Raw genomic sequence first — 24293 nt, forward strand, 5'->3', positions numbered from 1 at the left:
ATTTCTAATTGCAGAATTTTGCGAATGATTTCGCCGCTTCCCGATGACCGAGAATTTCGGCACGTCTCCAATCTCCGCATGCGCTCTTCTTTTCTTTGACCGCCCAGTTTGCGACAGCGCGGTTGTTGAGAGCATTGGAGTAATTCGGTTTAAGACGAATCGCCGAAGTGAAGTCTTCGATCGCACCTCGATAGTCCGAAATTTCTATTTTTGCAAAACCCCGGTTGTTGTATGCAATCGCATAATCCTGTTTTTTTTCAATCGCTTGGTTGTAATCCGCAATCGCACCTTCTTCGTTTCCGGACTTACTTTTGGCGAGTCCTCGATTGTTGAGAGAGGAAGGATTTGCGGGATTTGCATCCAAGTCCCTGGAATAAAACTCGATCGCAGAAGGGAAATCCCCGTTCTTAAACTTGGAATTCCCTTCTTGAAAAGGGTTGCGATTCGATTCTCGATAGGAAACCGATTCTTCAGTTTTCTCCTGTTCGGAAGAACAAGAGGAAAACAAAAAGAAGGTTAGGCAAAACAGGAGCTTTGATAAAAGTTTCGATCGAGAAGCGAAAGGGTTCATACAAAATAAGTCTCCGAAAGAAGCTTATTTCCCTTCCTTCTCCCGGATCAATCTCTTTAAGACCGATTCACTATGCCCGCAGAGTTTCAAAATCCCTGCTTTCGCGGGTTTTTGTTTGTCCAATTCAAGGAGTTGGCTTGCAAATCGAAATTTGCGGCGGATGTGGTTCACTGCAGGGATAGAAGTCTTGAAACTTCTCGCCAACTCATGATCGGTCATACCTTTCACGTTGAGGTCGAAAAACTTCGCGAGCTTATCCTTATCCCAAACAATCTTCTGATCCGTTCGGTAATAATTGTGTTGTTCTAATCGTTTGCTGTTGCGTTCGTAAGAACCTTGATTCCTCTTCTTTCTCCAGAAGGGATGTCGATTCCTCGCATACTTGATATCATCGATCGTATATCCGGTGGACGTGAGCCATTCCGAAGTGATACTAGATTTTTTCGGGCCGGTAAGCTTTGACTTAATCGATAACTCGATGTATTGCTCCGGTGTTGATGCTGAAAGTAGTTTCCGTTTTTCTTTTTCGTAGATTTCCATATCTTTTTACGCTCATTTAATCATAATCTAGAGAGTTGGTGCTCTCCAAACTCAGGGACTATTCTTATCACAATATCGTTAACTTGAAAACATTTTTCCGAAAGACGAAAGAAAATCTCGGAAGTATTTGCAAGAAAAGAAATACATCCATGTAACCGGATACTTACCAGCGAAAGTTACCTTCCTTTAAAAAACCAAAACCGATCGAATCAGTTGAAACACCCGGACATACAACTGAGGCCTTACCCGAAAGACGAAAGGAAGAACTTCTTTTCGTAACCGCGTTTGCAATCGAGTTGGAAACCGACTTGAGAGGAAAACTCGTCTTGATCGTAAGAATCGATTCTTTTCCGGTATTCACGATATTCACCGGAGAACCCGTTAGGAACTTATCGTTTTCGAGAAAGAGTTCGAAGTTGAGATCTTGAAATTTCAAATCGGAAGCCGCTTTGTTGTTAAGAACCAATTCAAATTCCGTATCGATGGAAATATCGAGAGCTTCGAGACCGGCGTTTAACGCGGAACCCGGAGATTTTTTATTCTTAGGAGAAAGAAGCGCGTCCAAAAAGGAAACCGCCTTCTTCGCAATCTCAGCGCTGTTAGCCGATTCCGTGATCTTTGCAACGTCCGGTTTGATGATTTTAAATTTGCGAATCTCGATATTAGGAAGAACCGCAGGTATCAATCTTTCGTCTTGAAACGGGAATTTGAGCGAATCTGTACCGGCGATGACCTTGTATTTTTCAGGAATAAGAAGTCCGGCTTCTCCTTCGATACGGATGAGGAGTTCTTTTTTGCCCGGGACTTTTTTGTAGAGGGCCGCGAGATCGGAATACTTGAGTTTTACTTCGATAGGAAGTTGTTTTTTAGAAGAGCCCGAAATCGCTTCCAGACTCAGTTTCACCTTACTAAACTGAGTCCCTTCGATTTTCACATCCAGATCGAGGCTGGAAGAAGGGAGAGAAATCGGGTAAGGATTGCTCACTTCGGTTTGAATGAGAAGTTTGATATCCTCGAGAGTGATCTCGGCGATTTCGACTCTTTCAAAAGAAATTTCAGGGGTTTTGATCTTACTTTTGATCGTTTGCAGTTGCGCACAACTGGAGAGGGAAAAGAAAAAAAAGGGGAGAAGGAGAAGGGCAAATTTAGATTTCAAAAAAAATCCTCCAGATCGGTAAATACTGATTTAGAAGAATCGAATTTGATTGGAAAGAAAGATTTTAGAAAAGAGGAAACCATTCGACTGAAAATAACTCGGAAAAAAAGAACGTTCCCAAGAAAACTAACGTAGCCGGAGAAATTCGGATTTTTACGGTCAAATTTTGAAAAAAGAAAGAAAAGAATTCTTAAAAAATGTGAGCCAAGGCTCGGATCTAAAACATAAAAAATGAATTTAGAAAGTTCTTTGGGCGATTCGCTCGCAAAAAAATTCCTAAAAAAAGCTCGCGACCGCGCTTTACGCTCCAATTCCTCTTTGGCGAGATTCGATTTTTGAAACGAGAGGAATTTCTTTTTCAAAAGAAAGATAAGCTAAAAATTCCGCGCCAAAGAAGGAATTTCCGCTACAATCGCTATCGCATTCGAAAAGAAAAAATATAAGAAAGAAATAAGGGAAAAAGAAGAAACCGTAAAAAAGATTCCAAAAAAGTAGGAACGAAAAGAGCAGCTTTTGGAACTTTAGAAAATTCTAAAACAGATTTTGTATCTAAAATTCTCAGGAAATCTCTTTTTGCAGGCCAAGGGCTTCTAAAAATTTTAGAGGTCTTTTAGAATTGAGATCGAGGATCACCCAATCCGTGCTCGATTTGCAAGAAAGAACCTGATGGCTCCGAGTAAAGATCTTCTGCTCGAAAAGAGCTCGTGTGGGAGATCTAAGATAAAGATCCGATTCGATGCGGATCACTTCCGGATAAGAGACTTCTCGTTTAAATTCCAAAAAAACGGAGAGAATGACGGGACCAAACCCTTGTTCTCGGAGATTCTCCATCGAAAAACCCCAATCGCGCATAGCCCTCATACGCGCCTCATCCAGATAACCCTGAAAGTTTTTGTTATTTACGTGTTGATTGGGATCGAGTTCATCCCAACGGATCGTGATCTCAGTGGAGTGATTTTTTCGGATGGGGGTAGGGGTTTCCGTCTTCATTCTGAATCTCCTAAGATCATTTTTGGGTAATGGGAGAGAAAATTCTCGAGATAGATTTCGTCTCCTGTGGCTCCGGAGAGGAGCATCGCCCCTCTCCAGGAGGATTCTAGGAGTTGGATTTTTTGTAGGAGCTCCTCGGATTTTGGAATCTGGAGGGAGTCGAGGATCCCTTCAGAGATCTTTACCAGAGAAGACTTCAGTTTTCTTCTTAATTCCGGCCTCGAAGGAGAAGAATGCTGTCCAAGAACATTGATGAGACAGGAAAGCCCTTCGGAGAGAAGAGTTTTCTCCATTCTTCTTTTCTTTTCATAGAAAGAAAAGACGGAAGAGAGACCTCTTCCCGCTTCCTCTAAGGCCTCTTCATTCCAAGAAATCGCGGCTTCCGTATAAAATTCCAACGCCTCCAAAAGAAAATGATCTTTGGAAGAGAAGTAATTGTAAAAAGAGCCTTTGGGGATTCCGGATTCGTCTGCGATTTCTTGAATCCCAAGCCCATCCGGTCCGTTTTTTCGGAGAAGTCGAATTCCAGTTTCCAGGATTATTTTTCTCTTTGATTCTGTTTGTTCTTTGGAGATTTTCATCGTGGTTTTGAATTTTAATATGACCAGTCGCTTTATTTTGTAAAGATAAATTTGTAGGAGGTGCTACGGAAAAGGAGAAAGGGGCAGACTGCGAAAGAGGTATTTTAGTAGGAGCTCTTACAAAATTTTCCAAAAAAACCTAAGGAACGAAAAAAAATCTAAAAAAATGCTATTTCTCCGCCTCGCTCCGCCTTCCGGGAGAACCGTCCTCGGTATGGGATCAAACAAAACAATTAACTCTAAAAGAGAAATTACTCTTCGTAAAAAGGGGTCACCGGTAACTTTACTTATTCCTGAACAGATCATTCGTATGAGGAGACTTCGAGCAAACAAACTGAATCAGGAATTGAGCTTTCTTTTACAAAAATACCAAAAAACTGCATTGAAGAAAAAGTTTTTAGGGAAGAGTTTTCCTGCAATCAGCTATCAAAGAAAAGGGTTAAAGTTAAAGAGAATGAATTTTCGCCCAAATGAGAAAGAATGGGTCGAGTTGGGTATTCTCGCCCTCGGTTTAGGGGTCTCTCGCTGCCTCCTCTTCGCAATTTTGGAAGAATGGGAGTGTAGAAAGGAAATCCCCCGTGAAGAAATCGGAGGAGCTCTTACAAAAATCACCCTCCTCAGAAAAATCCTCCTCCCTCAGAACCGATTCCATTCACAAATTTTCCCATCTCCTTCCTAAAAAGCCTTGCAGATATCAAGATATCTTGATATCTCTGACCTAATGGAACTTTTGGAAACCAGAGTCTACTCAGGAAATCGCCCGAGACAGATCCTCTCTGCTCTAAAAGCACTCTCCGATGAGACGAGAGTCCGAATTCTCCACATACTCTCCCTTTCACCTCTCAATGTCCAGGAAATCACGGAAGTCTTGAGAATGGGCCAGTCCCGAGTTTCCAGACATCTCAAGATCTTGACCGACGCGGGTTTTTTAGTTCCAGAGCGGGAAGGTTCCTGGGTTTATTATAGAATTCCGGAAGAAAAAAAGGCTCCCGACTTCTCCTCGGAAATCACCGATCTTCTTCTAACCTATAAAGAAGACCTCCCGTTTCGCGAAGAGGATCAAGTTCAGATCTCGGAAATTCTCTCCAGAAGAGATCAGAAAAACACATTCTATTTTAATAATGTAGCACAAGATTGGGAAACGATCCAAAAGGACGTCTTAGATCCGGCCCTCTATCGTAAAAAAATTCTTTCCTATCTTCCGAATTCATCTTCCGTCATCTATGACCTTGGATGTGGACCGGGCGGTTTGATTCCGTATCTCTTAACAAAATCGGATCAAGTCATAGGAGTGGATTCTTCCCCGAAGATGGTCGAAGAAGCGCAAGTCGCCTTCGCAGGAAATTCTCACGTATCTCTGATTCATTCTCCACTGGAGAATGTGGCTTCTTCCGCGACGAAACAAGCGGATGCCGTGGTAGCTTCGATGGTGCTTCACCATCTTTCCAATCCACCGGGAGTTATACGCGAAATTTATAAAATACTAAAGCCCGGCGGAACCTTCTGTCTGGTGGATTTAAAAAAGCACAACCAAGAGTTTATGAGAGATAACTTCTCGGATCTCTGGTTGGGTTTTGATTATTCTCTTCTTCAGGACTGGCTGGAACTCTCCGGTTTTACTGTCAGAGCCCATGAAGAATTCGATACTGGAAACGTTTTCAAAATATTAATCATTCAAGCAACGAAAAAGGAGGACTAAAATGTCCGCAATTACACAGGAAAAAGGCTTAAGCTATAAGGTAAAAGACCTCTCTCTCGCAGACTGGGGAAGACAGGAAATCATCCTGGCAGAAAAAGAAATGCCGGGACTTATGGCTCTAAGACAAGAATACAAAGGTAAAAAACCTTTGGCTGGAGCAAGAATCGCAGGTTCTCTCCACATGACAATTCAAACTGCAGTTCTGATCGAGACCCTTATCGAACTCGGAGCCGAAGTGAGATGGTCTTCTTGCAATATCTTCTCAACTCAAGACCACGCGGCAGCGGCAGTTGCAAAAGCGGGAGTTCCCGTATTTGCATGGAAAGGCGAAAGTGAAGAAGAATACTGGTGGTGTATCGAACAAACCATTTTCTTCGGAGACAAAGGACCGAACATGATTCTTGACGACGGCGGAGATTTAACCGCTTACGTTCACGAAAAATATCCTCAATTGTTAAGCGAAATCCGCGGCATTTCCGAAGAAACAACCACAGGCGTTAAGAGTCTTTACAAACTCCTCAAAAAAGGAGAATTGAAAGTTCCTGCGTTCAACGTAAACGATTCCGTTACTAAATCCAAGTTCGACAATCTTTACGGATGTCGTGAATCTCTCGCGGACGGAATCAAAAGAGCGACCGACGTAATGCTCGCCGGAAAAGTGGCTCTTGTTTGCGGTTTTGGCGACGTTGGAAAAGGATCTGCGGCTTCTCTTCGTAACTTCGGAGCGCGAGTGATCGTAACCGAAATCGATCCTATCTGCGCGCTTCAAGCTTCTATGGAAGGATATCAAGTTCTTCGTGTGGAAGACATCATCGAACAAGTGGACATCGTAGTAACTGCGACAGGAAACGACGATATCATCACACTCGAACACATGAAAGCGATGAAAGACGGAGCGATCCTCTGTAACATCGGACACTTCGACACTGAAATCCAAATGTCCAGATTGAACGGAGAAAAAGGCGTAACGAAAAAGGAAATCAAACCGCAAGTAGACAAATATACTTTTGCGGACGGTAAATCCATCATCGTTCTCGCGGAAGGGCGTCTTGTAAACTTAGGTTGTGCTACCGGTCACCCTTCTTTCGTAATGTCTTGTTCTTTCACGAACCAAGTTTTGGCTCAGATCGAACTCTACAATACGAAGTATGAATTGGGAGTTTACACTCTTCCGAAACATCTGGATGAAAAAGTTGCGGCTCTTCACTTGGAACAATTGGGAGTTCGTTTAACAAAATTGAATCAGAAACAAGCCGACTATTTGGGAGTTCCGATTACTGGACCTTTCAAACCGGAGAACTATAGATACTGATCGAAAAAATTCCGGGATCGATATAGAAGATCCCGGAAGATCAGTCCTCTCGAAAAACGATGGCCTACGTTGTCACGGAACCTTGCAGAAACTGCAAATATACGTACTGTGCGGCGGTTTGTCCGGTGGAAGCATTTCGAGAAGGGACCGATTGTCTCTATATTGAACCTTCTGTCTGCATCGATTGTAACAAATGCAGACCGGAGTGTCCGGTGGACGCGATCTATCCGGATTACGAAGTACCTTCGATCTGGCGAAGCTGGATTGCGGAGAATGCCCTGAAATCAAAACATTCTCCGGCGATCATAGACGTCAAAGTCCCTCTCAAGGGTCAAGGTTGTATCAATTTAGAACATTAGAATAACGTAATTATATTTTTTAGAATACAAAAAGAAACGAATCATGACTCAGAAAGCTCAGAACTACACAAACCCAAAGGCAAAAGAACTAATCTCCCTTCTCGAAAAACAAATCCTCGTTATCGATGGAGCGATGGGAACGATGATCCAAAGATTCCCTTTGACGGAAGACGACTTCAGAGGGGAAGTTTTAAAGAATCATCCGCATCCGCTCAAAGGGAACAACGAACTTCTCTGTTTGACAAGACCGGACGTAATCGAAGCGATTCACGTAAAATTTTTGGAAGCCGGTGCAAACATCCTTGAGACGAACACCTTTAGCTCCAATCAAGTTTCCCAAGGCGACTACAAAACCGAATTCTTAGTGGCGGATCTGAATAAGGCCGCGGTAACATGCGCGCGTAACGCGATCGAGAAATTTCAAAAAACGAATCCGACACAACCTTGTTTTTTAGCGGGAGCGATCGGACCCACGACTCGGACCGCGACTCTTTCACCGGACGTAAACAATCCCGCATTTAGGGCGGTGACGTTCGACGATTTAGTCGCGACGTTTTACGAACAAGTGCGCGCGCTTGTTGAATCGGGCGTCGATCTTCTTCTTCCAGAAACAAACATCGACACTCTCAATTTGAAAGCCGCCATCTTTGCGATCGAACAAGTCTTCGAAGATCTTAATGTAAGAATCCCGGTCTGTCTTTCCGTAACGATCACCGACGCTTCCGGAAGAACACTTTCCGGACAAACCGTAGAGGCGTTTTACAATTCGATCGCTCACGCAAAACCGTTATCCGTAGGAATCAACTGCGCGTTAGGCGCCGACGAGATGAGACCTTATATCGAAGAACTTTCCAGAGTTTCTTCCTGTATGATTAGTTGTTATCCGAATGCAGGACTACCCAACGCATTCGGAGGATACGACCAAACTCCGGAAGAATTCGGAAAATATATTCAAGAATTTGCAAGCGCCGGCTGGCTCAATATCGCCGGCGGTTGCTGTGGAACAACGCCGGAACACATCGCCGCCGCCGCAAAAGCGGTCCAAGGAAAAAAACCGAGAACCATTCCTCAGATCACCGAGGTAACAAGACTTTCCGGACTCGAACCTTTGAACATAACTCCGGATAAAGGATTCTTACTCGTCGGAGAAAGAACCAACGTAACGGGATCTCCTCGTTTCAAAAAACTCATCATCGAAGGCAATTTTGAAGAAGCGGTTTCAGTCGCTCTACAACAAGTGGAAGCGGGAGCAAACATCATCGATATCAACTTCGACGAAGCCTTGTTAGACGGGGAAGCATCGATGAGACATTTTCTAAATCTCATCGCGGGAGAACCGGATATCGCCAAGGTTCCCTTTATGATCGATTCTTCCAAATGGACCGTTTTGGAAGAAGGACTGAAATGTATCCAAGGAAAGTCGATCGTCAACTCGATCTCCTTGAAAGAAGGCGAGGAAAAATTCTTAGAACACGCGCGAAAGATTCAGAGATACGGAGCCGCCGCGATCGTAATGGCCTTTGACGAACAAGGACAAGCCGCGACCAAAGATGAAAAGGTTCGTATCTGCAAGCGCGCATACGATCTTCTCGTTACAAAAGCCGACTTCAATCCGGTCGATATCATCTTTGATCCGAACATCCTCACGGTCGCGACCGGAATCGAAGAGCACAACAACTACGCGATGGACTTCATAGAAGCCATCCGCGAAATCAAAAAACTCTGCCCGGGTGCGAAAGTCTCCGGCGGTTTGTCTAACGTCTCGTTTTCTTTCCGAGGAAACAACCCCGTAAGAGAAGCAATGCACTCCGTATTCTTATATTATGCGATCCAAGCCGGAATGGACATGGCGATTGTAAACGCGGGAATGCTCGCTGTTTATGAGGAAATTCCGAAAGATTTATTAGAATATGTTGAAGATGTAATCCTAAATAGAAGACCGGACGCAACCGAACGCCTCGTTGAATTCGCCGAAAACGTAAAATCCGGAGACAAGGCGGAGAAAAAGGAAGAGACTTGGAGAGAAGGGACTTCCGTCGAAGAAAGACTTTCTCATGCTCTTGTAAAAGGTATTGTAGAATACATCGATCAAGATACGGAAGAGGCGCGTCTCAAATACGGACGTCCGTTAACCGTCATCGAAGGCCCTCTCATGGACGGAATGAAAATCGTGGGAGAACTTTTCGGAGCTGGAAAGATGTTTCTTCCTCAGGTAGTAAAGAGCGCACGCGTGATGAAAAAATCAGTGGCATATCTTTTACCTTTTATGGAAGAGGAAAAGAAAAACAATCAGGACACTTCTTCACGTCCAAAATTTTTAATCGCAACCGTAAAGGGAGACGTACACGATATCGGAAAAAATATAGTGGGTGTGGTCCTTGCTTGTAATAACTACGAAGTGATCGACTTAGGAGTGATGGTTCCCGCCGACAAAATTCTCGAGGAAGCAAGAAAGCATAACGCGAGCATCATCGGTCTTTCAGGTTTGATCACGCCTTCCTTGGACGAAATGGTTCACGTCGCATCCGAGATGAAACGGACCGGTTTCGATGTTCCCCTTTTAATCGGAGGTGCAACGACGAGTTCGGCGCATACAGCGGTCAAAGTCGCTCCTGCATACGATCATCCTGTGGTTCACGTCGTGGACGCTTCGAGAGTCGTAAACGTAGTCAATCAACTTCTTCATCCGGATTTGAATGAAGCGTATTCCAAAAAAATTAAAGAAGACCAACTCGCGGCGAGAGAAAATTATTTTAATACAAGAGCGGAGAGAAAACTCATCTCGCTTGATCAGGCAAGAGAAAACAAAGAAGTTATCGACTGGTCGACGACTCCGATCGACAAACCGGCGTTTACCGGAATCAAGGTTTTTGACGAGGAAGTTTCTTTGGAAACCCTAATTCCTTTTATCGACTGGACCCCATTCTTTACCGCTTGGGAATTAAAAGGAAGATATCCTGCGATTCTCGAAAGCGAAACGACCGGAAAACAAGCGAGAGAACTTTTCACGGACGCTCAGAAACTCATGAAAACGATCACCGAAGGAAAAATTTTCAAAACCAAGGGTGTGATCGGAATTTTCCCTGCGAACAGCGTGGGGGACGATATCGAAGTTTACGAAGACGAATCCCGTTCCAAATTGCTCACAGTATTTCATACTTTGCGTCAACAAATTCAAAAAGAAGACGCTTCGGAGCCTAACTATTGTTTGGCGGACTTCGTGGCTCCGAAAGAATCCGAAAGGATCGATTACATCGGAGGATTTGCGGTAACCGCAGGACACGGCGTGGAGGAATTCGCAAAAGAATTTGAGAAGAATCTGGACGACTATAATTCCATCATGGCAAAAGCGTTAGGCGATCGGTTTGCGGAGGCCTTTGCGGAATACATACACTACAAGGTTCGAAAAGAATACTGGGGTTACGCAAAAGACGAAAATCTTTCTCCGGAAGATCTGATCCGCGAACGTTACCGGGGAATCCGTCCCGCTGCTGGATATCCCGCGTCTCCGGATCACACAGAAAAAAGAGTTCTTTTCGATCTTCTCCAAGCGGAGAAGAATACGGGGATCACTCTTACGGAACACTTTGCGATGTGGCCTGCGAGTTCGGTGAGCGGTTTGTATTTTGCGCATCCCGCATCTAAATACTTCGCCGTTGCTAAAATCAGCCGAGATCAAATCGAAGAATACGCAAAGCGTAAAGGAATGACGATCGAAGAAACGGAACGATGGTTGGCTCCAAATCTCGCTTATGATCCGCTCGCGGTTTCGATCGCGAGATAAATAGTGAAAGAATGAATCTATTTTCTTTCGTCTAAATAGAAAGTTATGAAACCGGCAGTCCCTAATCATTCTTCGGTGCACAATCACGGTCCCGTCTATTCGGAGACCCGAAGTGCAAACGAAGAATTTTCGTTTCATCCGACTTTGATTTCTTGGTTAGCAGGACCGTTGCATCTTAAAGGGGACGAAATTTTAAAACTAACGGAAATAGGATGTACCGACAACTCCTGCCCCGTGATCGAAACCTGTTTGGAAATATTTGATTACAAAGAGAATCCCAAGCCGACTACGATGATCCGTTTTGGAAGAGCAAAACATTTGATCAGTAAGATGGACCTCGCATTCTCCCTGAAAAAACAAGGGTTTTTAGAATAGCTCTTCAATACGCGTCTTTTGTGTTACTCAAGGGCGGACTCTTTTGTACTAACTTTGTAGGAGCTCTTACACGTTTCGAAACTGATCCCTTTCTTTTCAAAACATACTCTGGAAATAGAAAACAAAGTTGCGAAGCGGTGAAAGAAAGGCTTATTCGATCTTTTTGGAGGAGCTCTTACAAAAGAGCCATTTTACCGAAAAACTTTTCCAAAACTGTAGAAGCTCCTACGAAAATGAAACTACCCCAGAACTCTTCAAAACGTCTTGGCGACATAAAATGTAGGAACTATTACACCGGATTCCAAATTTCTAAAGAGTTTCACATTTTTTTATGATCTTTTGGGGCAGGCTTAAAAGACCACAAAACTTGGACTTCAAACAAAACAAAGCGGACAAATCGCTCCGAGTGAACTTCCGCGTTTTGTTATATCAACGGGTTACTTAGGAGAAGTCTCAGAGAAGCTATATTTGATTCCGAGCAGACCTTGGATCTCTTGCATCCAAAGTTGCTGTTCTCCAGATTGAAGTTGAGCCGCCGTAGGAACGGGAACCCTTACCATACCTTCCAAACTTAAGTTTCTGGAAGAAAAGGAAATTCCCGGATTGAGATAATACTCGTAGGATTTCAAACCGCGCGCGTTGTTCGTCTGTTGATCGCTCAGCGAAAACACGCCGTTTCGATCTTGAAACCGTTTTACACTCGAGAATTGAACAAAAAAATTCATCTTAGAACTTTCCCCGATTTCGGGAAAAACCGAGTAGTTGAACGCGATCGTGGATTTCGCGGATTCTAAAACCGCAAGACCCGCTTGGTTTCCGATCATTCTCGCGTTAAAATCCATTTCCAAACCCGCATGACGTTTCATGTAGAGGAACATAACGCCGGAACTGCTTCCGTTTTGAAGCGGATTGGAATTCCAATTCGTCGATCCAAAACCTTGGATCTGGTTTCTGGAATCCGTAATTCTATCCAGCGTTCTTTTTTCGGAGAAGGCGCCGGAAAGAAGTTTTCCCGATCGGCTCGGAACTTCGTTTACAAAAACGGTTTCGGAAACCGGTAGAAAATTTACATTTCCACTCGGAACAACAGAAAATAAAAAGGGCTGAAACATTCCGGAAAACGAAAGACCCGGAGTCGTAGTAAAAATCGGTGTCGGAGATTTTGTCTCTTGAAAGGATTCTCCGTCTGGTCCCAATTTGAGTTCCATTGGATCCTTGTAAGGAATGGCGACAACTTGGAGATATTTCTGACGATTGAGATCAAAGTCTCTAGAAAGATGATAGGGTTCGAACGGGCTAAAAGAAGGGTCTTCTACCGAAAAAATGGAAACCCCAAAAAGGAACAAAAATAAAGATAGAATGAGTGATCTTTTTCCGTTCATGGATGTTCTTCTTTGTAAGACTATAGAAATAGAACAGAACTGTCAGTATAAAATTGCAAAATGAGATGATTTTTCCCGGAATTCCTTAAAATTCAACGCGAGGATAAGAATGGAGACAAAGATAAAAAATTTCGGCGAGTGCACCGTACCAAGTCCCGCAGATTATGAATACTATACTAGCGATTCTTCCAGATTGTTGTTCCGAACCGTTTTTCAATCCGTCGAAGATTGGAATTCCTACATTGAAAATGGACCCGACTTTTTCGAACAAGCCGGACCTCGCGAAAAAATTTTTTTCCGTCCGAAGGAGGTGACCGCGGGGATCGTAACGTGCGGCGGTCTTTGCCCCGGAATCAACGACGTGATCCGGGGAATCGTTATGGAACTCTACTATCGTTACGGAGTTTCCCGAATTCTCGGTTTTCCTTACGGTTACCAAGGCCTTGTCAAAAAATATTCTCACAAGCCGATCGAACTCACACCGGAACGTGTGGCGCATATCGTGGAAGAAGGCGGTTCCATGCTCGGTTCTTCTCGCGGAAATCAATCTCCGGTGGATATGGTCGACTATCTCAGCCTCTACGGAGTCAAGGTTCTCTTTTGTATCGGCGGGGACGGAACCCTTCGAGGAGCGAGAGAGATCGAGGAAGAAATCGACAAACGAGGCGAGGAAATTTCAGTCATAGGAATTCCCAAAACCATAGACAACGATATCAACTACGTCCAAAAGACTTTCGGTTTTTCTACCGCGTTTTCCAAAGCGATGGAAGCGGTGGAATGCGCCCACGTAGAAGCCAAAGGAGCGCCTAACGGAATAGGCCTTGTAAAACTTATGGGAAGACATTCCGGTTTTATCGCGGTAAACGCGGCGCTCGCTTCACGAAACGTAAACTACTGCCTGATCCCCGAGGTCAACTTTGATCTTCACGGAAACGGAGCCTTTTTGGACGAGCTCAAAAAAAGAATTCAAAAAAGAGGTCACGCCGTCATCATCGCAGCCGAAGGAGCGGGACAACATTTTTTCGAAACCACCGGGGAAAGAGATCCTTCCGGAAACCTCAAACTCAAGGACATCGGGATCTTTCTCAAAGACACGATGATCGAATTTTTTAAAAAGGAAAACATTCCGGTTAACATCAAATACATCGATCCTAGTTATATCATCCGCTCCATTCCCGCAGACCCGGAAGATTCTGTCTTTTGCGGCTTTTTGGCTCAGAACGCGGTACACGCCGCCATGGCGGGCAAAACCGATATGGTGGTAGGAATGTGGAACAACGTTTTTACACATCTTCCGATCTCTGTCGCGATCCAAGAAAGAAAAGTCCTTCAACCGGATCGTAGTACTCTCTGGAGATCGCTCCTCGCGTCCACGGGACAACCGGCGCACATGTTGGCGAAATAACCTCTTCGATACGATATACAACTTTGAAGCTTTTCCACATTTCGCCAAACTTTGACAAAACGACGCACCTTCGGGCTTTAAAAACGTAGGAACTCACACCTCTTTTGGAGAATAAAAGAACGATTAGAAATCTCGCAAAAAGTCCGTGAGATTTATTTTGTAGGAACTCACACAGATAGATTAGAATTTTATAAAATTCTTACGTCTTTCGAGGTTTTGGAACAAACTTTTGAGAAAAACGAATGCGTCAGCGATGGGGAGGGCGCTTTTTGCGTCCCGAGCGAATATTAGAATGTTCTTTTTCTTTTAAGAATCAAGCGAGCGAGGGATGAGTCGCTTTGCGACGAACCCGGACCAAGCGCGGTCCTTCCGATTCCCATCGGAAGGAGACGCCCGATCGATTTTTTGCAAAACTTTTAAAACCGGAAAAATTTTCGAAGATTTCAACTTGTCGCTTCGGATTTTTTTAGAGAAGTCCTGGAAAATTTGACGCGGGCAAGCTACGGGCGGATTTTTCTTTTAAGGAAGACGAACCATAAAGAGCGTATAGTCGTCGTGAGGCGCCGCGTCTCCGCGAAAGGCGTCCGTAGTGTCGATGATCAATTCTTTCAGCGCGCCCAAGGGCATCTCACCGTTTCTTTCGATGAGTTTTGTGAGATTTTCGAGTCCGTACATTTCGTTCGACTCGTTCATCGCTTCGCTCACTCCGTCGGTATAAAGAATGAGAAGATCTCCCGGCGCATAGTCGATTTCGTGTTCGTCGATTTCGGATTCTTTGATCCCGAGAGGCATTCCCTTTCCGGAAAGACTCGTCACTTTTTTATCCTTAGCTTTGTAGAGGAGTTGTTCGTTGTGTCCGGCGCTGGAGAATCGAATTCTTCTTTTGGCCATATTGATCCGAGCGAGCATCACGGTTACGAACATAAAATAACCGGACTTCTCCTGAATGATTCGATTCGCGCTCATCAAACTGATGCTAGTCGAAGAATTTCTGGATACTTCCCCCGAAATGATCGTCTTTGAGAATTCCATAAAAAGAGCGGCGGCGATTCCTTTTCCCGAAACGTCCGCGATAAGGACGCTCACTTCGTCGGGGTTGTGATAGATGAGATCGTAAAAGTCTCCTCCGATTTCCTTGGATGCGATATAACTCGTCTCCAATTCCAATCCTTGGATTTTTTTAGGAATGTTCGGCAACGAGTTCACCTGAATCTGAGAAGCGATCTGCATATCTCTTCGAATCGAATTGAGTTTTTCTTTTTGATCCTTGGAAAGAAGAGAATTGTATGCTTCCGCGATCTGATTTGAAATTGTGCTCAGAATGTTTTGATCGGCGTTGTCAAAACTATTCCCCGATATTTTATCCGCGGCGTTGAGAATCCCTATGATCTTTCCGTCTTGTCGAATCGGCACCGAGATAAAAGACTTGGTCTTATATCTTTCAGGGCGAACCCAGTCTTCCGCAAGAGCCGTCGTATTTTGTACGAGAATGGGAACTCCGGTTTCCAAAATTTTGTTGATCACCCCTTCTTTCTCGTTGATAAAATGTTCTTCCTCTTCGAGACTAAAACCGATGCTTTTTTTGAGTTCGTATTTTCCGCTCTTCGAATTGAAAAAGATGAGGGAAACCCTTTCCGCCCTCATCACTTCCGAAATCGAATGAACGGTCAGATTTAAGAATTGATCCATTTCCGCGATGTTCGAAATCGCTTGGCTGAGTTGAAAGAGACAGTCCAATTCATTCGCGCGGCTTTTCAAATCACCGATGAGTCTTCGATTTCGAATCGCGATCGCCGCAAGATCCGAAAGATATTGAAGAACCTTGATGTCCTTATTGGTAAATTCTTTTCTTCCCAACGAGTTGACGGCTTCCAGCACCCCTTGGATTTCTCCCTGGGTGCTCATGGGAACGCAGATCAGATTGTTGGTTACGAATCCTACCGTCTCGTCTATGTTTCTATAAATTCTTGGATCGTTCGCCGCGTCGTTTACGATCACCGGTTCCAGATTTTCCAGAACCATTCCTGCGATTCCTTTTCCTCTCGGAACCTTCAGAGTAGCCAGAGATTCTCCCTTTGTTCCTTTTGCGACGTTGAAGACAAGACAGTCTTCATCCCGATCGTAAAGAAGAAGAGAACATCCTTCCGAATTGAGGACGTCCTTTGTGGTTTCTATGATGATGCCGAGGAGTTCTTCCAGGTCGTCGGTCGAGTTGATTCTCGCCGTAATATCGGAGATTAGGGATAAGGATAGTTGCCTTTCACTCATAAAGGGGGTTAACGGACCATTCTAAAAGAAGAATTGAATCATTGAACACAAGAAAGATTTCCCTGTCAAGGAGTTTCATTAACAATTCAAACGAGCTGAATTTGCAAAAAAATCAGCGAAAGATGTTTTTTTGATTCGCCGGAGAACTTTCAAAACGTCGCGAACTAAAATTTTTCTTTTTGCCTCCGATCTCAGAAGCGGTGAAGTAAGGAAGATCTTATCGGAAAAGATGCTCTCTCAAAAGATTCTTTCCGGAGAATAAAGAATACAAACTAAGACCTCTCACTCGATCAAAGAACCGATCCCTTGATCGGTAAATATTTCGATCAGGATAGAATGGGGAACTCTTCCGTCGATAATATGAGTTCTCCTCACTCCTTGATCGATCGCTGTGAGACAACATTCTACCTTTGGAATCATTCCTCCGGAAATTTCTCCCTTTCGAATGTAATCCTTTACCTTTCCTCGGTTGAGTCCGGTCGCAAGTTTTCCGTCGATCAAAATTCCTTCCGTATCCGTGAGGAGAATCAATTTTTCCGCCTTGAGCGCTCCCGCAACTTCTCCGGCAAACGTGTCCGCGTTGATATTGAGACTATCGCCCGTGGCGGATTCCGCCACGGGCGATATCACGGGAATGAACCCTTCTTTTTGAAGATTGAGAAGAATCTCCGGATTGATCGTTTCTATCTTTCCCACAAGACCCACGTCGAAGAGTTGTTTTTCCCGACCTTCGAGTTCGATCTCGATCGGGGCTTTTGTTGCCTTGGCAAGGTTTCCGTCTTTTCCGGAAATTCCCACCGCATTTCCACCCTGTGCATTGATCATAGAAACGATTTGTTTGTTCACCTTTCCAGTGAGAACCATTTCTACGACGTCCATGGTTTGAGCGTCTGTCACTCGATGTCCATGTACGAACTCGGTTGGAATTTTTAGACTTTCCAGGAGCCGATTGATTTCCGGTCCACCCCCATGAACAATCACGGGATGGATGCCTACGTATTTTAAAAGAACGACGTCTCTTGCAAAAGATTCTTTCAAATCGGCTTTGGCCATTGCAGCCCCGCCGTATTTGATCACTACCGTCTTGCCCGAATATTTCGTGATGTAAGGGAGGGCTTCGAGGATATGATTGACTCTTTCCAAAAGTTTTTCCATGAGAAACAGAGAATTCCTTGTGCCGATCTCTGTCATCCAGAAATACGGGATAGATGTTAGAATGGAGATTCAAGAAGAGTGTCTGTAACAAAGAAAGAATCCGAAAATAAAAAAAATGTAATTCTTACCGGCGGAAGCGGAGGCCTGGGGAGGGCGATCGTAGAGTCGCTCGTTTCGGAAGGTTACTCGGTGACAAATTTGGATCTGAAAAATCCGGAGAATCCGTTCAAAGGAGAATTTTTTATTCCCACCGATTTAACCCGCGATAAAGAACTCAATTCTTCTTTGGAAACCTGGAAGAAAGTTGTTACATCTGAAAACCTGACCCCGTACGGCTTCATTCATTGTGCCGGTTATGGAGGTCCTTATCACAAGATTACGGAAGTGAGTCAGGAAGAATGGGACCGAATTTTTTCCGTGAATATTCGGTCGGCGTTTCAGATCACGAAATGGATTCTTCCTATATTCAAAAATTTGAATTTAGGAAGGCTTTTATTTGTCGCGTCCTCTTTGTCCCTCAAAGGTTCGGCGAACTCGGTGGCTTATTCTTCTTCCAAACACGCCTTAATCGGTTTTGTTCGTTCTCTTGCGGAAGAATGGGGTCCTTTCGGAGTCACTTTCAACGCAATCAGTCCGGGTTACATGGAGACGAAGATGGGGATTCAAGAAGACCAAGTAGACGATCATAGGAAGAAAATTTTGGAGATGACCCCTTCGAGAAAAATTGCGGATCCTTCGGAGATCTCGAGAGTGATTCTCTTTTTGCTGAGTCCGGATTCCGGTTATGTCAATGGTGCGAACTGGGCCGTGGATGGCGGAATCACCGCGGTCTGAAAAGGGTAAGTTAGGTCTTGCGTCTTTTTTTCGGCGCTCTTTGTTTGGGAAGGCTTTGGGAGAAAGTCTGAGAGTTTTGTTCTTTTTACGTGGGCGTTCTTTCAAATTCGAAGGTATACCTTCCGAAAAGCGGGTTTGGCTCTACTTCCAATTCTCTGGAAATGAGGTTTTGTCCTAAATCTAGGGTCCAGATCATTCTGTAAATCTCGTGAAACCTAGGAACTCCTTGGTTCATAGTTTCTACGATAGAATCTCCGACTCCAACGTCATCCAACCAAAGCATATAATTAAAAAGAAAACACCTTGAAACCCCGTGAGCGGCAGCCAACGCTCCCAAAACTGCCCAAGCGCCGGTATTCACGCGAATGCTCATCTTCTTCATTTTCCCGACGCCCCGATTGTACCGAATCTTCCCCGCCCTCCAGTGCAATCTCCTCAAACAACTCACATACTTCGTGTATCTCCTCAACAGATACGGAAGTTTTCTCCGGAGAACCTTTTTTTCTTCTTCACTGAGCGCATCCCAATAGGTTAGAGGAACTAAGATCGAATCGTTGCCCATCGGACCTTCGATCAATGCCGACTCAATTTTTCTCTCAGAACTAAACGATAGAGTTTCCATACACCGTCTACGGTTCTTCCTTTTGTTGAGTCCGCAGTCGATCCGGGAGAAAAGTTTAAGAATTTAGATTTTTTTTTGAGAGATTGGTTACGACAGACAACATTCGATGCATAACCAAAAAGGAAGGTTTTTGATTCCTAATCCAAAAAGAAAAACTTTTCAACTTCGCTCGAAAAATTGATCCCTCAGTTTTTTTTGTTCTTCCGACGGATGTTCTACAAACTTGAACTGACTTGTCTGAAAACGTCCCGAGAGTTTCATCTTTCTCTTGAGAATTTTTCCTCTCCTTGCAATCAGAAGTTCGATCTTATCACCGACCTTAAACACCTTCAAAAGATCCTTTCGATTTCCCGAATGAATCCGATTTCCATTCAGAGAAATCCATTCGTCGCCCTGACTCAAATCGACGGATGGATCCAAAATCTTCCAATCGATCTTACTGATCACAAGATTCCCTCTTTCTTCTCTCACGACAAAACCGAGTTCAACACCCGGACTTGAATCCACTCGTATAACACCGATTTTATGAAAATATCTTTCGATCGGAATTGCGACCGGCTTTTCCAGAAAAGGGCCAAATTCCAGCTTCAGATCGACATCCGTGCTCCGTTTGGCTGCATCAAAAAATTCAGGCTTTGTAAAACCGCGATTCTTCCCCAAATGAAAAAATTGATAGACCTCTCTCATCACATCCAAGAGCGATTTTTTACCGGAGGTTTCCGAAAGAAGAAAAAGATCCATCGCTAGCGCGAGAATCCCTCCCTTAATATAATAAGAAATTCCAGTGTTTGCGGCGTTCGGATCGTTTGGTCGATTGTAGAATTTAGTCCAAGCGGTATAAGAAGAATCTTCCAAACTCATCCAAGATTCTCCTTCCGATTTTTCCAGACTCTGGAGATCTTCCATCACCTTTGCGAGATAATTCTCCGCGTTTAAATGTTTTGTCTTCACTAAAAAATAAGCGTCATAAAAAGAAGTGATTCCCTCCGCGATCCAGAGCTCCCGAGTCAGATTCGGCTTTTGATAATCGAACGGACCAAGCGCGATCGGACGGATTCGTTTTACGTTCCAAAGATGAAAATACTCGTGAGAAAGGAGTTCTAAAAGTTTGAGATAACCGTCCTTACTCAGAGCCTTCAGAGGGTCGTACATATTTACGGAAGAATTCAGATGTTCTAATCCACCGTAGGCTCCTTCCGAAAGAATGAGAATGAACAAATAACGCACATTAGGCGCCCCTCCCAAAGAACGAATCTGTTCTCCGGTGATCTTTTGAAGGTCTCGGATCAGATTTTTCTGAACCGACTTTGCTAATTCTCCTTCGAGAACGATTTCGTGTTCGCAACCCTCGGAAACAAAAGATATCGCGGAACGACCGGACAATAAAATCGGAGAATCCATCAATAGATCCAGAGAATCCGCAGAACGTTTTTTTCCCTTCCCTGAAAGTCCCGAATGACAAAACTCAAACGGAAGAGAATTCGATATTTCTAATGTGATTTCGGAAATTTCAAAACCCTTCGGATATAGAAACAAAGCGGGCGGATGTAAAAGACAAAATTCCGTGGTGAAATAATTGGAACGGACCGAATAGTCAAAACCGTAGACCACATAACGAACCCGAAACGATTCGCCCTTGGAAACGACCTTCCAAGAATCCAGCCCTATCTGATCGACTTCAAGGGTCTTCCCGTCCTTTCCGGAAACAAAGGCTTCTAGTTTATGAATGTGTCTGGAATAATCCCGAACCATATAAGATCCGGGAGACCAAACGGGAAGAGAAAGAACGGTTTCTTCTTTGGGGGAAACTACCTCCAATTCTACTTGAAGATAGTGTCCCGTGAGTTGGTATTCTTGAACAGAAAAGCGAAGTTTAGACAATCATTTACCGCTTGCTTTGGAAATCTCCTGGAGAGTTTCTTCCACCGTGGTCGTCGGGTCAACTTTTCTCCAAACCTTTTGTATTTTCCCTTCCGGAGAAATCAAAAAAGAATCCCGAGAAAGTCCTTTGAAAACCCTTCCTTTCCATTCTTGATCACCGTAAACTCCCAGCGCTTCGCTCAGAGAATGATTCGGATCGGATAATAAAGGAAAGTTTAGAGAATACTTTTGAATAAAATTCTCATGCGATCCGAGATCGTCCAAACTCACACCGTAGACTTTCGCGCCGATCTTTTTAAATTCTCCGATATTATCTCTATAACTGCAGGCTTGTTTTGTACAACCCGGAGTATCGTCTTTTGGATAAAAATAGAGTAGGGTCCAAGAACCGGCGATGTCCTCGGGCAGTTTCACACTCTTTCCTTCGGTACTTTCCAAACTGATTGCGGGAAGAGACGTTCCTAAAGTTGGATCTGACATTCAAATTTCCTCATCGAATTTTATCACTCCGGAAACCCGGATACGTGAAATAATATGAGGATCGGAGGACTTGCAACCGCTTTTCAAAATGGAAGTTAAGATTTGAAACGAATCCGGAATAAAAATGTTGAAAATTCAACAATCTAAACTTCTAATCCTATACTTCGCCGAGAAACGACGATTTCTCCAAATGGAAAAAACAACTTTGAAAACGATCCTATTCTCTCTCCTTGTATTCCTCCCGACATTTATCTTTTCTCAAACGCAAGAAAACTGGAAACCAATCGATCTCCGAATCGGAACCTGGTTTGCCGCAGAAGGTTTTCAGAAGAAGAATTTAGAAGGACTCGATTCTTCTTCCGGAAACGTAAAAAAGATCACTTCGTTTCCGATCGTTATGAACGAAATTTTTGAAGTCCCGATTGGAGAAAGTTTAAAAGAATACACTCTGCAGACTCGTTTTTCCTTGGAAGGAGATCTTCAACAAACCAAAATCTACAAACCGATCTTTCTTTATTTGGAATCGATCGGCGAAAACTGGGAAATTTATCTGAACGGATATTCTCTTAGCAAAGAAATTCATCTGAATCCTTCCCAAAAAGAAATGTTAGTTCGAAGAACGATTCGAAATTTTCGTTTGCCCATCGATTCCAGTCTCCTCCAAAAAGGGGAAAACATCCTCACGTTTCATCTAATCGGAGATTCTCCGGCTACGGCTCTTTCTAAAAATTTGGATCTGGGTTTTTATATCGACGGAGATTATTCCATCACGACGGAACAAAAACTTTCCGGCGACATTTCGGCTCTTGTCAATCTCTGTCTCAATACGATTTATATTTTCTTCGGTTTGTATCACCTTCTTATCTATGTAAAAAGAAGAGAAGACCGTTATACGCTCTACTTCGGTTTTTTTAGCGTCTTTATGGCCGTGTATTCTCTTTCTCGTTCCACATACGCTTTCGAAGTGATTCACGATACGACCTTAATTACGAGAATTGAATATGCTTCCGTGACGCTTCTCGCTCCTTTGTTCTTATTGTTTATGCAGGATTACTTCTACGGGAGAGCGAAGTTTTCGCGAATTCTTTTCGGTTTTTTTATCTTCAATCTTGGAATCGCCATTCTTACTCTTTTGGAACCTTTCCGTTACACGATGACGAGCTTGAGAATCTGGCAATTCTCAATTCTTCCGACTCTCGTTTATCTTCTCTATTTTATGGGGAAAGCCGTCTATCTCCGTAAAAAGGACGCAACCGTCATGGCGGCGAGCATCTTTACCGTGGTTTTTATCGCCGTCTACGACGTGATCGATTCCATGTTTTTTCAATCGGGGTTTCGATTCACTCACTTTGCATATTTTCTTTTTGTAGTAGCTCTTACAACAATTCTTGCCAACCGATTTATCTCTTTGTATCGTCAATCCGAAGATCTCAACATCGAACTCAGCCAGCAAAAACTCGAACTCGCAAGACAGAAAAACGCATTCTTCCGTTTTGTTCCGGTTCAATTCTTAAACGTTCTTGGCAAAGATTCAGCGGTCGAAGTCAACCTAGGAGATTCCGTTCTCAAAGAGATGAGCGTTCTTTTTACGGACATTCGTTCTTTTACTACGATCTCCGAGCAGATGACACCCGAAGAAAACTTTAAGTTTATCAACGACTATCTCGCGAGTATGGAGCCGGTCGTTCAAAGACACGAAGGTTTTGTGGATAAGTTTTTGGGAGACGGAATCCTAGCGCTCTTTTCCGGAGAAGGGGAAGCGATCAACGCAAGTCTTCATGGAAAAACCTCGGCTGATAAGGCGATTCTCGCGGCGATCGAAATGAAAAAAAGAGTTCAGGCGATCAACGCGGAAGCAAAAGATTCTTCTCACTTTAAAGGACTCAAAATCGGAATCGGGATCAATACAGGAAATCTTATGTTAGGAACGGTGGGAAGCCGTTCCAGACTCGATACTACCGTCATCGGAGATACGGTCAACGTCGCCTCTCGTCTGGAAAGTTTGACCAATCTCTATCGGGCGGACATTCTCATAACGAAGAACACACTTTCTTCGATGACGATCGCCGACGGACTCGCGATCCGTGAAATCGATTCGGTCGTCGTCAAAGGCAAAACCGATCCCATCATCATCTATGAAGTCTACGAAGCCGACGCTCCTCATATCCGTAAACTCAAGGACACGACCTTACCTCTGATCACGAGGGGAATCATTCTTTACAAAGTGGCAGACTTTCAAGAAGCCCTGATCAATTTCGAACAAGCTCTCAAAGTATATCCCGAAGATATCGTTTCGATTCTCTATCGGAAACGTTGTCAGGAATACATCGCGATCCCGCCGATCGGAAACTGGATCGGCGTTCAACACCTTCTTGAAAAATAATCCTTAGGTCTTTGGATTGTTTTCGAGTCGGAAATTCCATCTCGGCCAAACAATCGTTGCCAAAGCCCATTCTTCCTAGAACATTGGTTTCTGATAATTTACAGATTGCAAAGGAAACCTGGTACAAATGATACCCTACACCGTCTATAAAATGATCCATATCTTCGGAATTCTTCTTCTTTTTACCGCATTGGGAGGAGTTACGATGCACGTTTTGAACGGAGGAAACAAAGAATTCTCCAATCGTAAATTCGTAGGAATCACCCACGGAATCGGACTCTTTCTGATTTTACTCGGCGGCTTCGGAATGTTAGCAAGACTCGGAATTCTCTGGCCTTGGCCGGGTTGGGTGATCGCAAAATTCGCGATCTGGCTCGCATTTGGCGGACTTCTCACGACCGTTTATAAAAAGCCTTCTTTGGCGAAGGTTTTCTGGTTTGGATTTCCATTATTAGGACTTCTCGTATCCTACGTCGTTCTCTATAAACCGTTCTGAACGATTTTCAAAATTTGAAG

The 24293-nt window shown here is 43.9% G+C and carries 21 protein-coding genes; 10 read left to right on the forward strand and 11 right to left on the reverse strand.

All coding sequences use genetic code 11. The features are described from left to right. Window positions 1-4 precede the first annotated feature (4 nt). The 5 genes from JWG44_RS10220 to JWG44_RS10240 all read right to left on the reverse strand — a co-directional run bounded on the left by JWG44_RS10220 (window position 5) and on the right by JWG44_RS10240 (window position 3838). Window positions 5-571, reverse strand: coding sequence for a tetratricopeptide repeat protein (locus JWG44_RS10220; RefSeq protein WP_205274855.1), 567 nt, complete (start codon window positions 569-571; stop codon window positions 5-7). Between the two features lie 24 nt (window positions 572-595). Then, a complete protein-coding gene (locus JWG44_RS10225; protein WP_205274856.1) occupies window positions 596-1111 on the reverse strand; it encodes an LB099 family protein in 516 nt (171 codons plus the stop codon). A 163-nt stretch (window positions 1112-1274) separates the two neighbouring features. Next, entirely contained in the window at window positions 1275-2267 is a 993-nt protein-coding gene (locus tag JWG44_RS10230; protein ID WP_205274857.1) for an LEA type 2 family protein, read from the reverse strand. Between the two features lie 558 nt (window positions 2268-2825). After that, entirely contained in the window at window positions 2826-3257 is a 432-nt protein-coding gene (locus tag JWG44_RS10235) for an acyl-CoA thioesterase (RefSeq protein ID WP_205274858.1), read from the reverse strand. Next, on the reverse strand, window positions 3254-3838 hold the full coding sequence (locus JWG44_RS10240; RefSeq protein WP_205274859.1) for a TetR/AcrR family transcriptional regulator: 585 nt from the start codon (window positions 3836-3838) through the stop codon (window positions 3254-3256). The genes JWG44_RS10235 and JWG44_RS10240 overlap by 4 nt, the downstream gene beginning before the upstream one ends. 214 nt (window positions 3839-4052) lie before the next feature. Here JWG44_RS10240 and JWG44_RS10245 point away from each other — a divergent pair, with 214 nt between their 5' ends. The 6 genes from JWG44_RS10245 to JWG44_RS10270 are packed head-to-tail and all read left to right on the forward strand — an operon-like array spanning window position 4053 to window position 11367. Further along, window positions 4053-4517: a DUF1564 family protein gene (locus JWG44_RS10245; protein WP_205274860.1), complete on the forward strand. Its 465-nt coding sequence runs from the start codon at window positions 4053-4055 to the stop codon at window positions 4515-4517. A 42-nt stretch (window positions 4518-4559) separates the two neighbouring features. Continuing rightward, window positions 4560-5537 carry an ArsR/SmtB family transcription factor gene (locus tag JWG44_RS10250; protein WP_205274861.1) on the forward strand — a complete coding sequence of 326 codons (978 nt, stop codon included), beginning with the start codon at window positions 4560-4562 and terminating at the stop codon, window positions 5535-5537. 1 nt (window position 5538) lies between these two features. Then, a complete protein-coding gene (gene ahcY / locus JWG44_RS10255; protein WP_205274862.1) occupies window positions 5539-6849 on the forward strand; it encodes an adenosylhomocysteinase in 1311 nt (436 codons plus the stop codon). Between the two features lie 59 nt (window positions 6850-6908). Next, window positions 6909-7208 (forward strand): indolepyruvate ferredoxin oxidoreductase subunit alpha, encoded by a 300-nt coding sequence (locus tag JWG44_RS10260; protein ID WP_205274863.1) that lies wholly within the window; start codon window positions 6909-6911, stop codon window positions 7206-7208. 43 nt (window positions 7209-7251) lie between these two features. After that, window positions 7252-10992 (forward strand): methionine synthase, encoded by a 3741-nt coding sequence (metH, locus tag JWG44_RS10265; protein WP_205274864.1) that lies wholly within the window; start codon window positions 7252-7254, stop codon window positions 10990-10992. 45 nt (window positions 10993-11037) lie between these two features. Continuing rightward, window positions 11038-11367: a hypothetical protein gene (locus JWG44_RS10270; RefSeq protein WP_205274865.1), complete on the forward strand. Its 330-nt coding sequence runs from the start codon at window positions 11038-11040 to the stop codon at window positions 11365-11367. 437 nt (window positions 11368-11804) lie between these two features. On the opposite strand, the gene JWG44_RS10275 is transcribed toward JWG44_RS10270, so the two are convergent. Next, window positions 11805-12749 (reverse strand): LIC_20087 family outer membrane protein, encoded by a 945-nt coding sequence (locus JWG44_RS10275; RefSeq protein ID WP_205274866.1) that lies wholly within the window; start codon window positions 12747-12749, stop codon window positions 11805-11807. Window positions 12750-12858: 109 nt separating this feature from the next. On the opposite strand from JWG44_RS10275, the gene JWG44_RS10280 reads away from it, so the two are divergent. Next, window positions 12859-14154, forward strand: coding sequence for an ATP-dependent 6-phosphofructokinase (locus tag JWG44_RS10280; RefSeq protein WP_205274867.1), 1296 nt, complete (start codon window positions 12859-12861; stop codon window positions 14152-14154). Between the two features lie 519 nt (window positions 14155-14673). Here JWG44_RS10280 and JWG44_RS10285 read toward each other — a convergent pair. Both JWG44_RS10285 and argB read right to left on the reverse strand, forming a co-directional pair. Then, a complete protein-coding gene (locus tag JWG44_RS10285; RefSeq protein ID WP_205274868.1) occupies window positions 14674-16422 on the reverse strand; it encodes a SpoIIE family protein phosphatase in 1749 nt (582 codons plus the stop codon). A gap of 282 nt (window positions 16423-16704) precedes the next feature. After that, a complete protein-coding gene (argB, locus tag JWG44_RS10290) occupies window positions 16705-17577 on the reverse strand; it encodes an acetylglutamate kinase (RefSeq protein WP_205274869.1) in 873 nt (290 codons plus the stop codon). A 78-nt stretch (window positions 17578-17655) separates the two neighbouring features. Here argB and JWG44_RS10295 point away from each other — a divergent pair, with 78 nt between their 5' ends. Next, entirely contained in the window at window positions 17656-18411 is a 756-nt protein-coding gene (locus JWG44_RS10295) for an SDR family NAD(P)-dependent oxidoreductase (RefSeq protein ID WP_205274870.1), read from the forward strand. 85 nt (window positions 18412-18496) lie between these two features. Here JWG44_RS10295 and JWG44_RS10300 read toward each other — a convergent pair whose 3' ends face one another. The 3 genes from JWG44_RS10300 to JWG44_RS10310 form a co-directional block, all read right to left on the reverse strand. After that, window positions 18497-19033, reverse strand: coding sequence for a DUF1564 domain-containing protein (locus JWG44_RS10300; protein ID WP_205274871.1), 537 nt, complete (start codon window positions 19031-19033; stop codon window positions 18497-18499). 159 nt (window positions 19034-19192) lie between these two features. Then, complete coding sequence (locus JWG44_RS10305; RefSeq protein ID WP_205274872.1) at window positions 19193-20914, reverse strand: M61 family metallopeptidase; 1722 nt, start codon at window positions 20912-20914, stop codon at window positions 19193-19195. After that, a complete protein-coding gene (locus JWG44_RS10310) occupies window positions 20915-21394 on the reverse strand; it encodes a peroxiredoxin (protein ID WP_205274873.1) in 480 nt (159 codons plus the stop codon). Window positions 21395-21599: 205 nt separating this feature from the next. Between JWG44_RS10310 and JWG44_RS10315 the strand changes: the two genes are divergently transcribed. Both JWG44_RS10315 and JWG44_RS10320 read left to right on the forward strand, forming a co-directional pair. Next, window positions 21600-23777, forward strand: a complete 2178-nt coding sequence (locus JWG44_RS10315; RefSeq protein WP_205274950.1) for an adenylate/guanylate cyclase domain-containing protein — start codon at window positions 21600-21602, stop codon at window positions 23775-23777. Between the two features lie 127 nt (window positions 23778-23904). After that, entirely contained in the window at window positions 23905-24273 is a 369-nt protein-coding gene (locus JWG44_RS10320) for a hypothetical protein (protein ID WP_205274874.1), read from the forward strand. Window positions 24274-24293: the final 20 nt, after the last annotated feature.

This window comes from Leptospira ainazelensis, from assembly GCF_016918785.1.
Taxonomy (GTDB): Bacteria; Spirochaetota; Leptospiria; order Leptospirales; family Leptospiraceae; genus Leptospira; species Leptospira ainazelensis.

Coding starts and splice junctions, on each gene's coding strand:
- JWG44_RS10280 (WP_205274867.1), top strand. CDS start 12,859: ATGGAGACAAAGATAAAAAATTTCGGCGAGTGCACCGTACCAAGTCCC.
- JWG44_RS10225 (WP_205274856.1), bottom strand. CDS start 1,111: ATGGAAATCTACGAAAAAGAAAAACGGAAACTACTTTCAGCATCAACA.
- JWG44_RS10310 (WP_205274873.1), bottom strand. CDS start 21,394: ATGTCAGATCCAACTTTAGGAACGTCTCTTCCCGCAATCAGTTTGGAA.
- JWG44_RS10300 (WP_205274871.1), bottom strand. CDS start 19,033: ATGGAAACTCTATCGTTTAGTTCTGAGAGAAAAATTGAGTCGGCATTG.
- JWG44_RS10235 (WP_205274858.1), bottom strand. CDS start 3,257: ATGAAGACGGAAACCCCTACCCCCATCCGAAAAAATCACTCCACTGAG.
- JWG44_RS10270 (WP_205274865.1), top strand. CDS start 11,038: ATGAAACCGGCAGTCCCTAATCATTCTTCGGTGCACAATCACGGTCCC.
- metH (WP_205274864.1), top strand. CDS start 7,252: ATGACTCAGAAAGCTCAGAACTACACAAACCCAAAGGCAAAAGAACTA.
- JWG44_RS10320 (WP_205274874.1), top strand. CDS start 23,905: ATGATACCCTACACCGTCTATAAAATGATCCATATCTTCGGAATTCTT.
- JWG44_RS10275 (WP_205274866.1), bottom strand. CDS start 12,749: ATGAACGGAAAAAGATCACTCATTCTATCTTTATTTTTGTTCCTTTTT.
- JWG44_RS10220 (WP_205274855.1), bottom strand. CDS start 571: ATGAACCCTTTCGCTTCTCGATCGAAACTTTTATCAAAGCTCCTGTTT.
- ahcY (WP_205274862.1), top strand. CDS start 5,539: ATGTCCGCAATTACACAGGAAAAAGGCTTAAGCTATAAGGTAAAAGAC.
- JWG44_RS10245 (WP_205274860.1), top strand. CDS start 4,053: ATGGGATCAAACAAAACAATTAACTCTAAAAGAGAAATTACTCTTCGT.
- JWG44_RS10240 (WP_205274859.1), bottom strand. CDS start 3,838: ATGAAAATCTCCAAAGAACAAACAGAATCAAAGAGAAAAATAATCCTG.
- JWG44_RS10285 (WP_205274868.1), bottom strand. CDS start 16,422: ATGAGTGAAAGGCAACTATCCTTATCCCTAATCTCCGATATTACGGCG.
- JWG44_RS10250 (WP_205274861.1), top strand. CDS start 4,560: ATGGAACTTTTGGAAACCAGAGTCTACTCAGGAAATCGCCCGAGACAG.
- argB (WP_205274869.1), bottom strand. CDS start 17,577: ATGGAAAAACTTTTGGAAAGAGTCAATCATATCCTCGAAGCCCTCCCT.
- JWG44_RS10260 (WP_205274863.1), top strand. CDS start 6,909: ATGGCCTACGTTGTCACGGAACCTTGCAGAAACTGCAAATATACGTAC.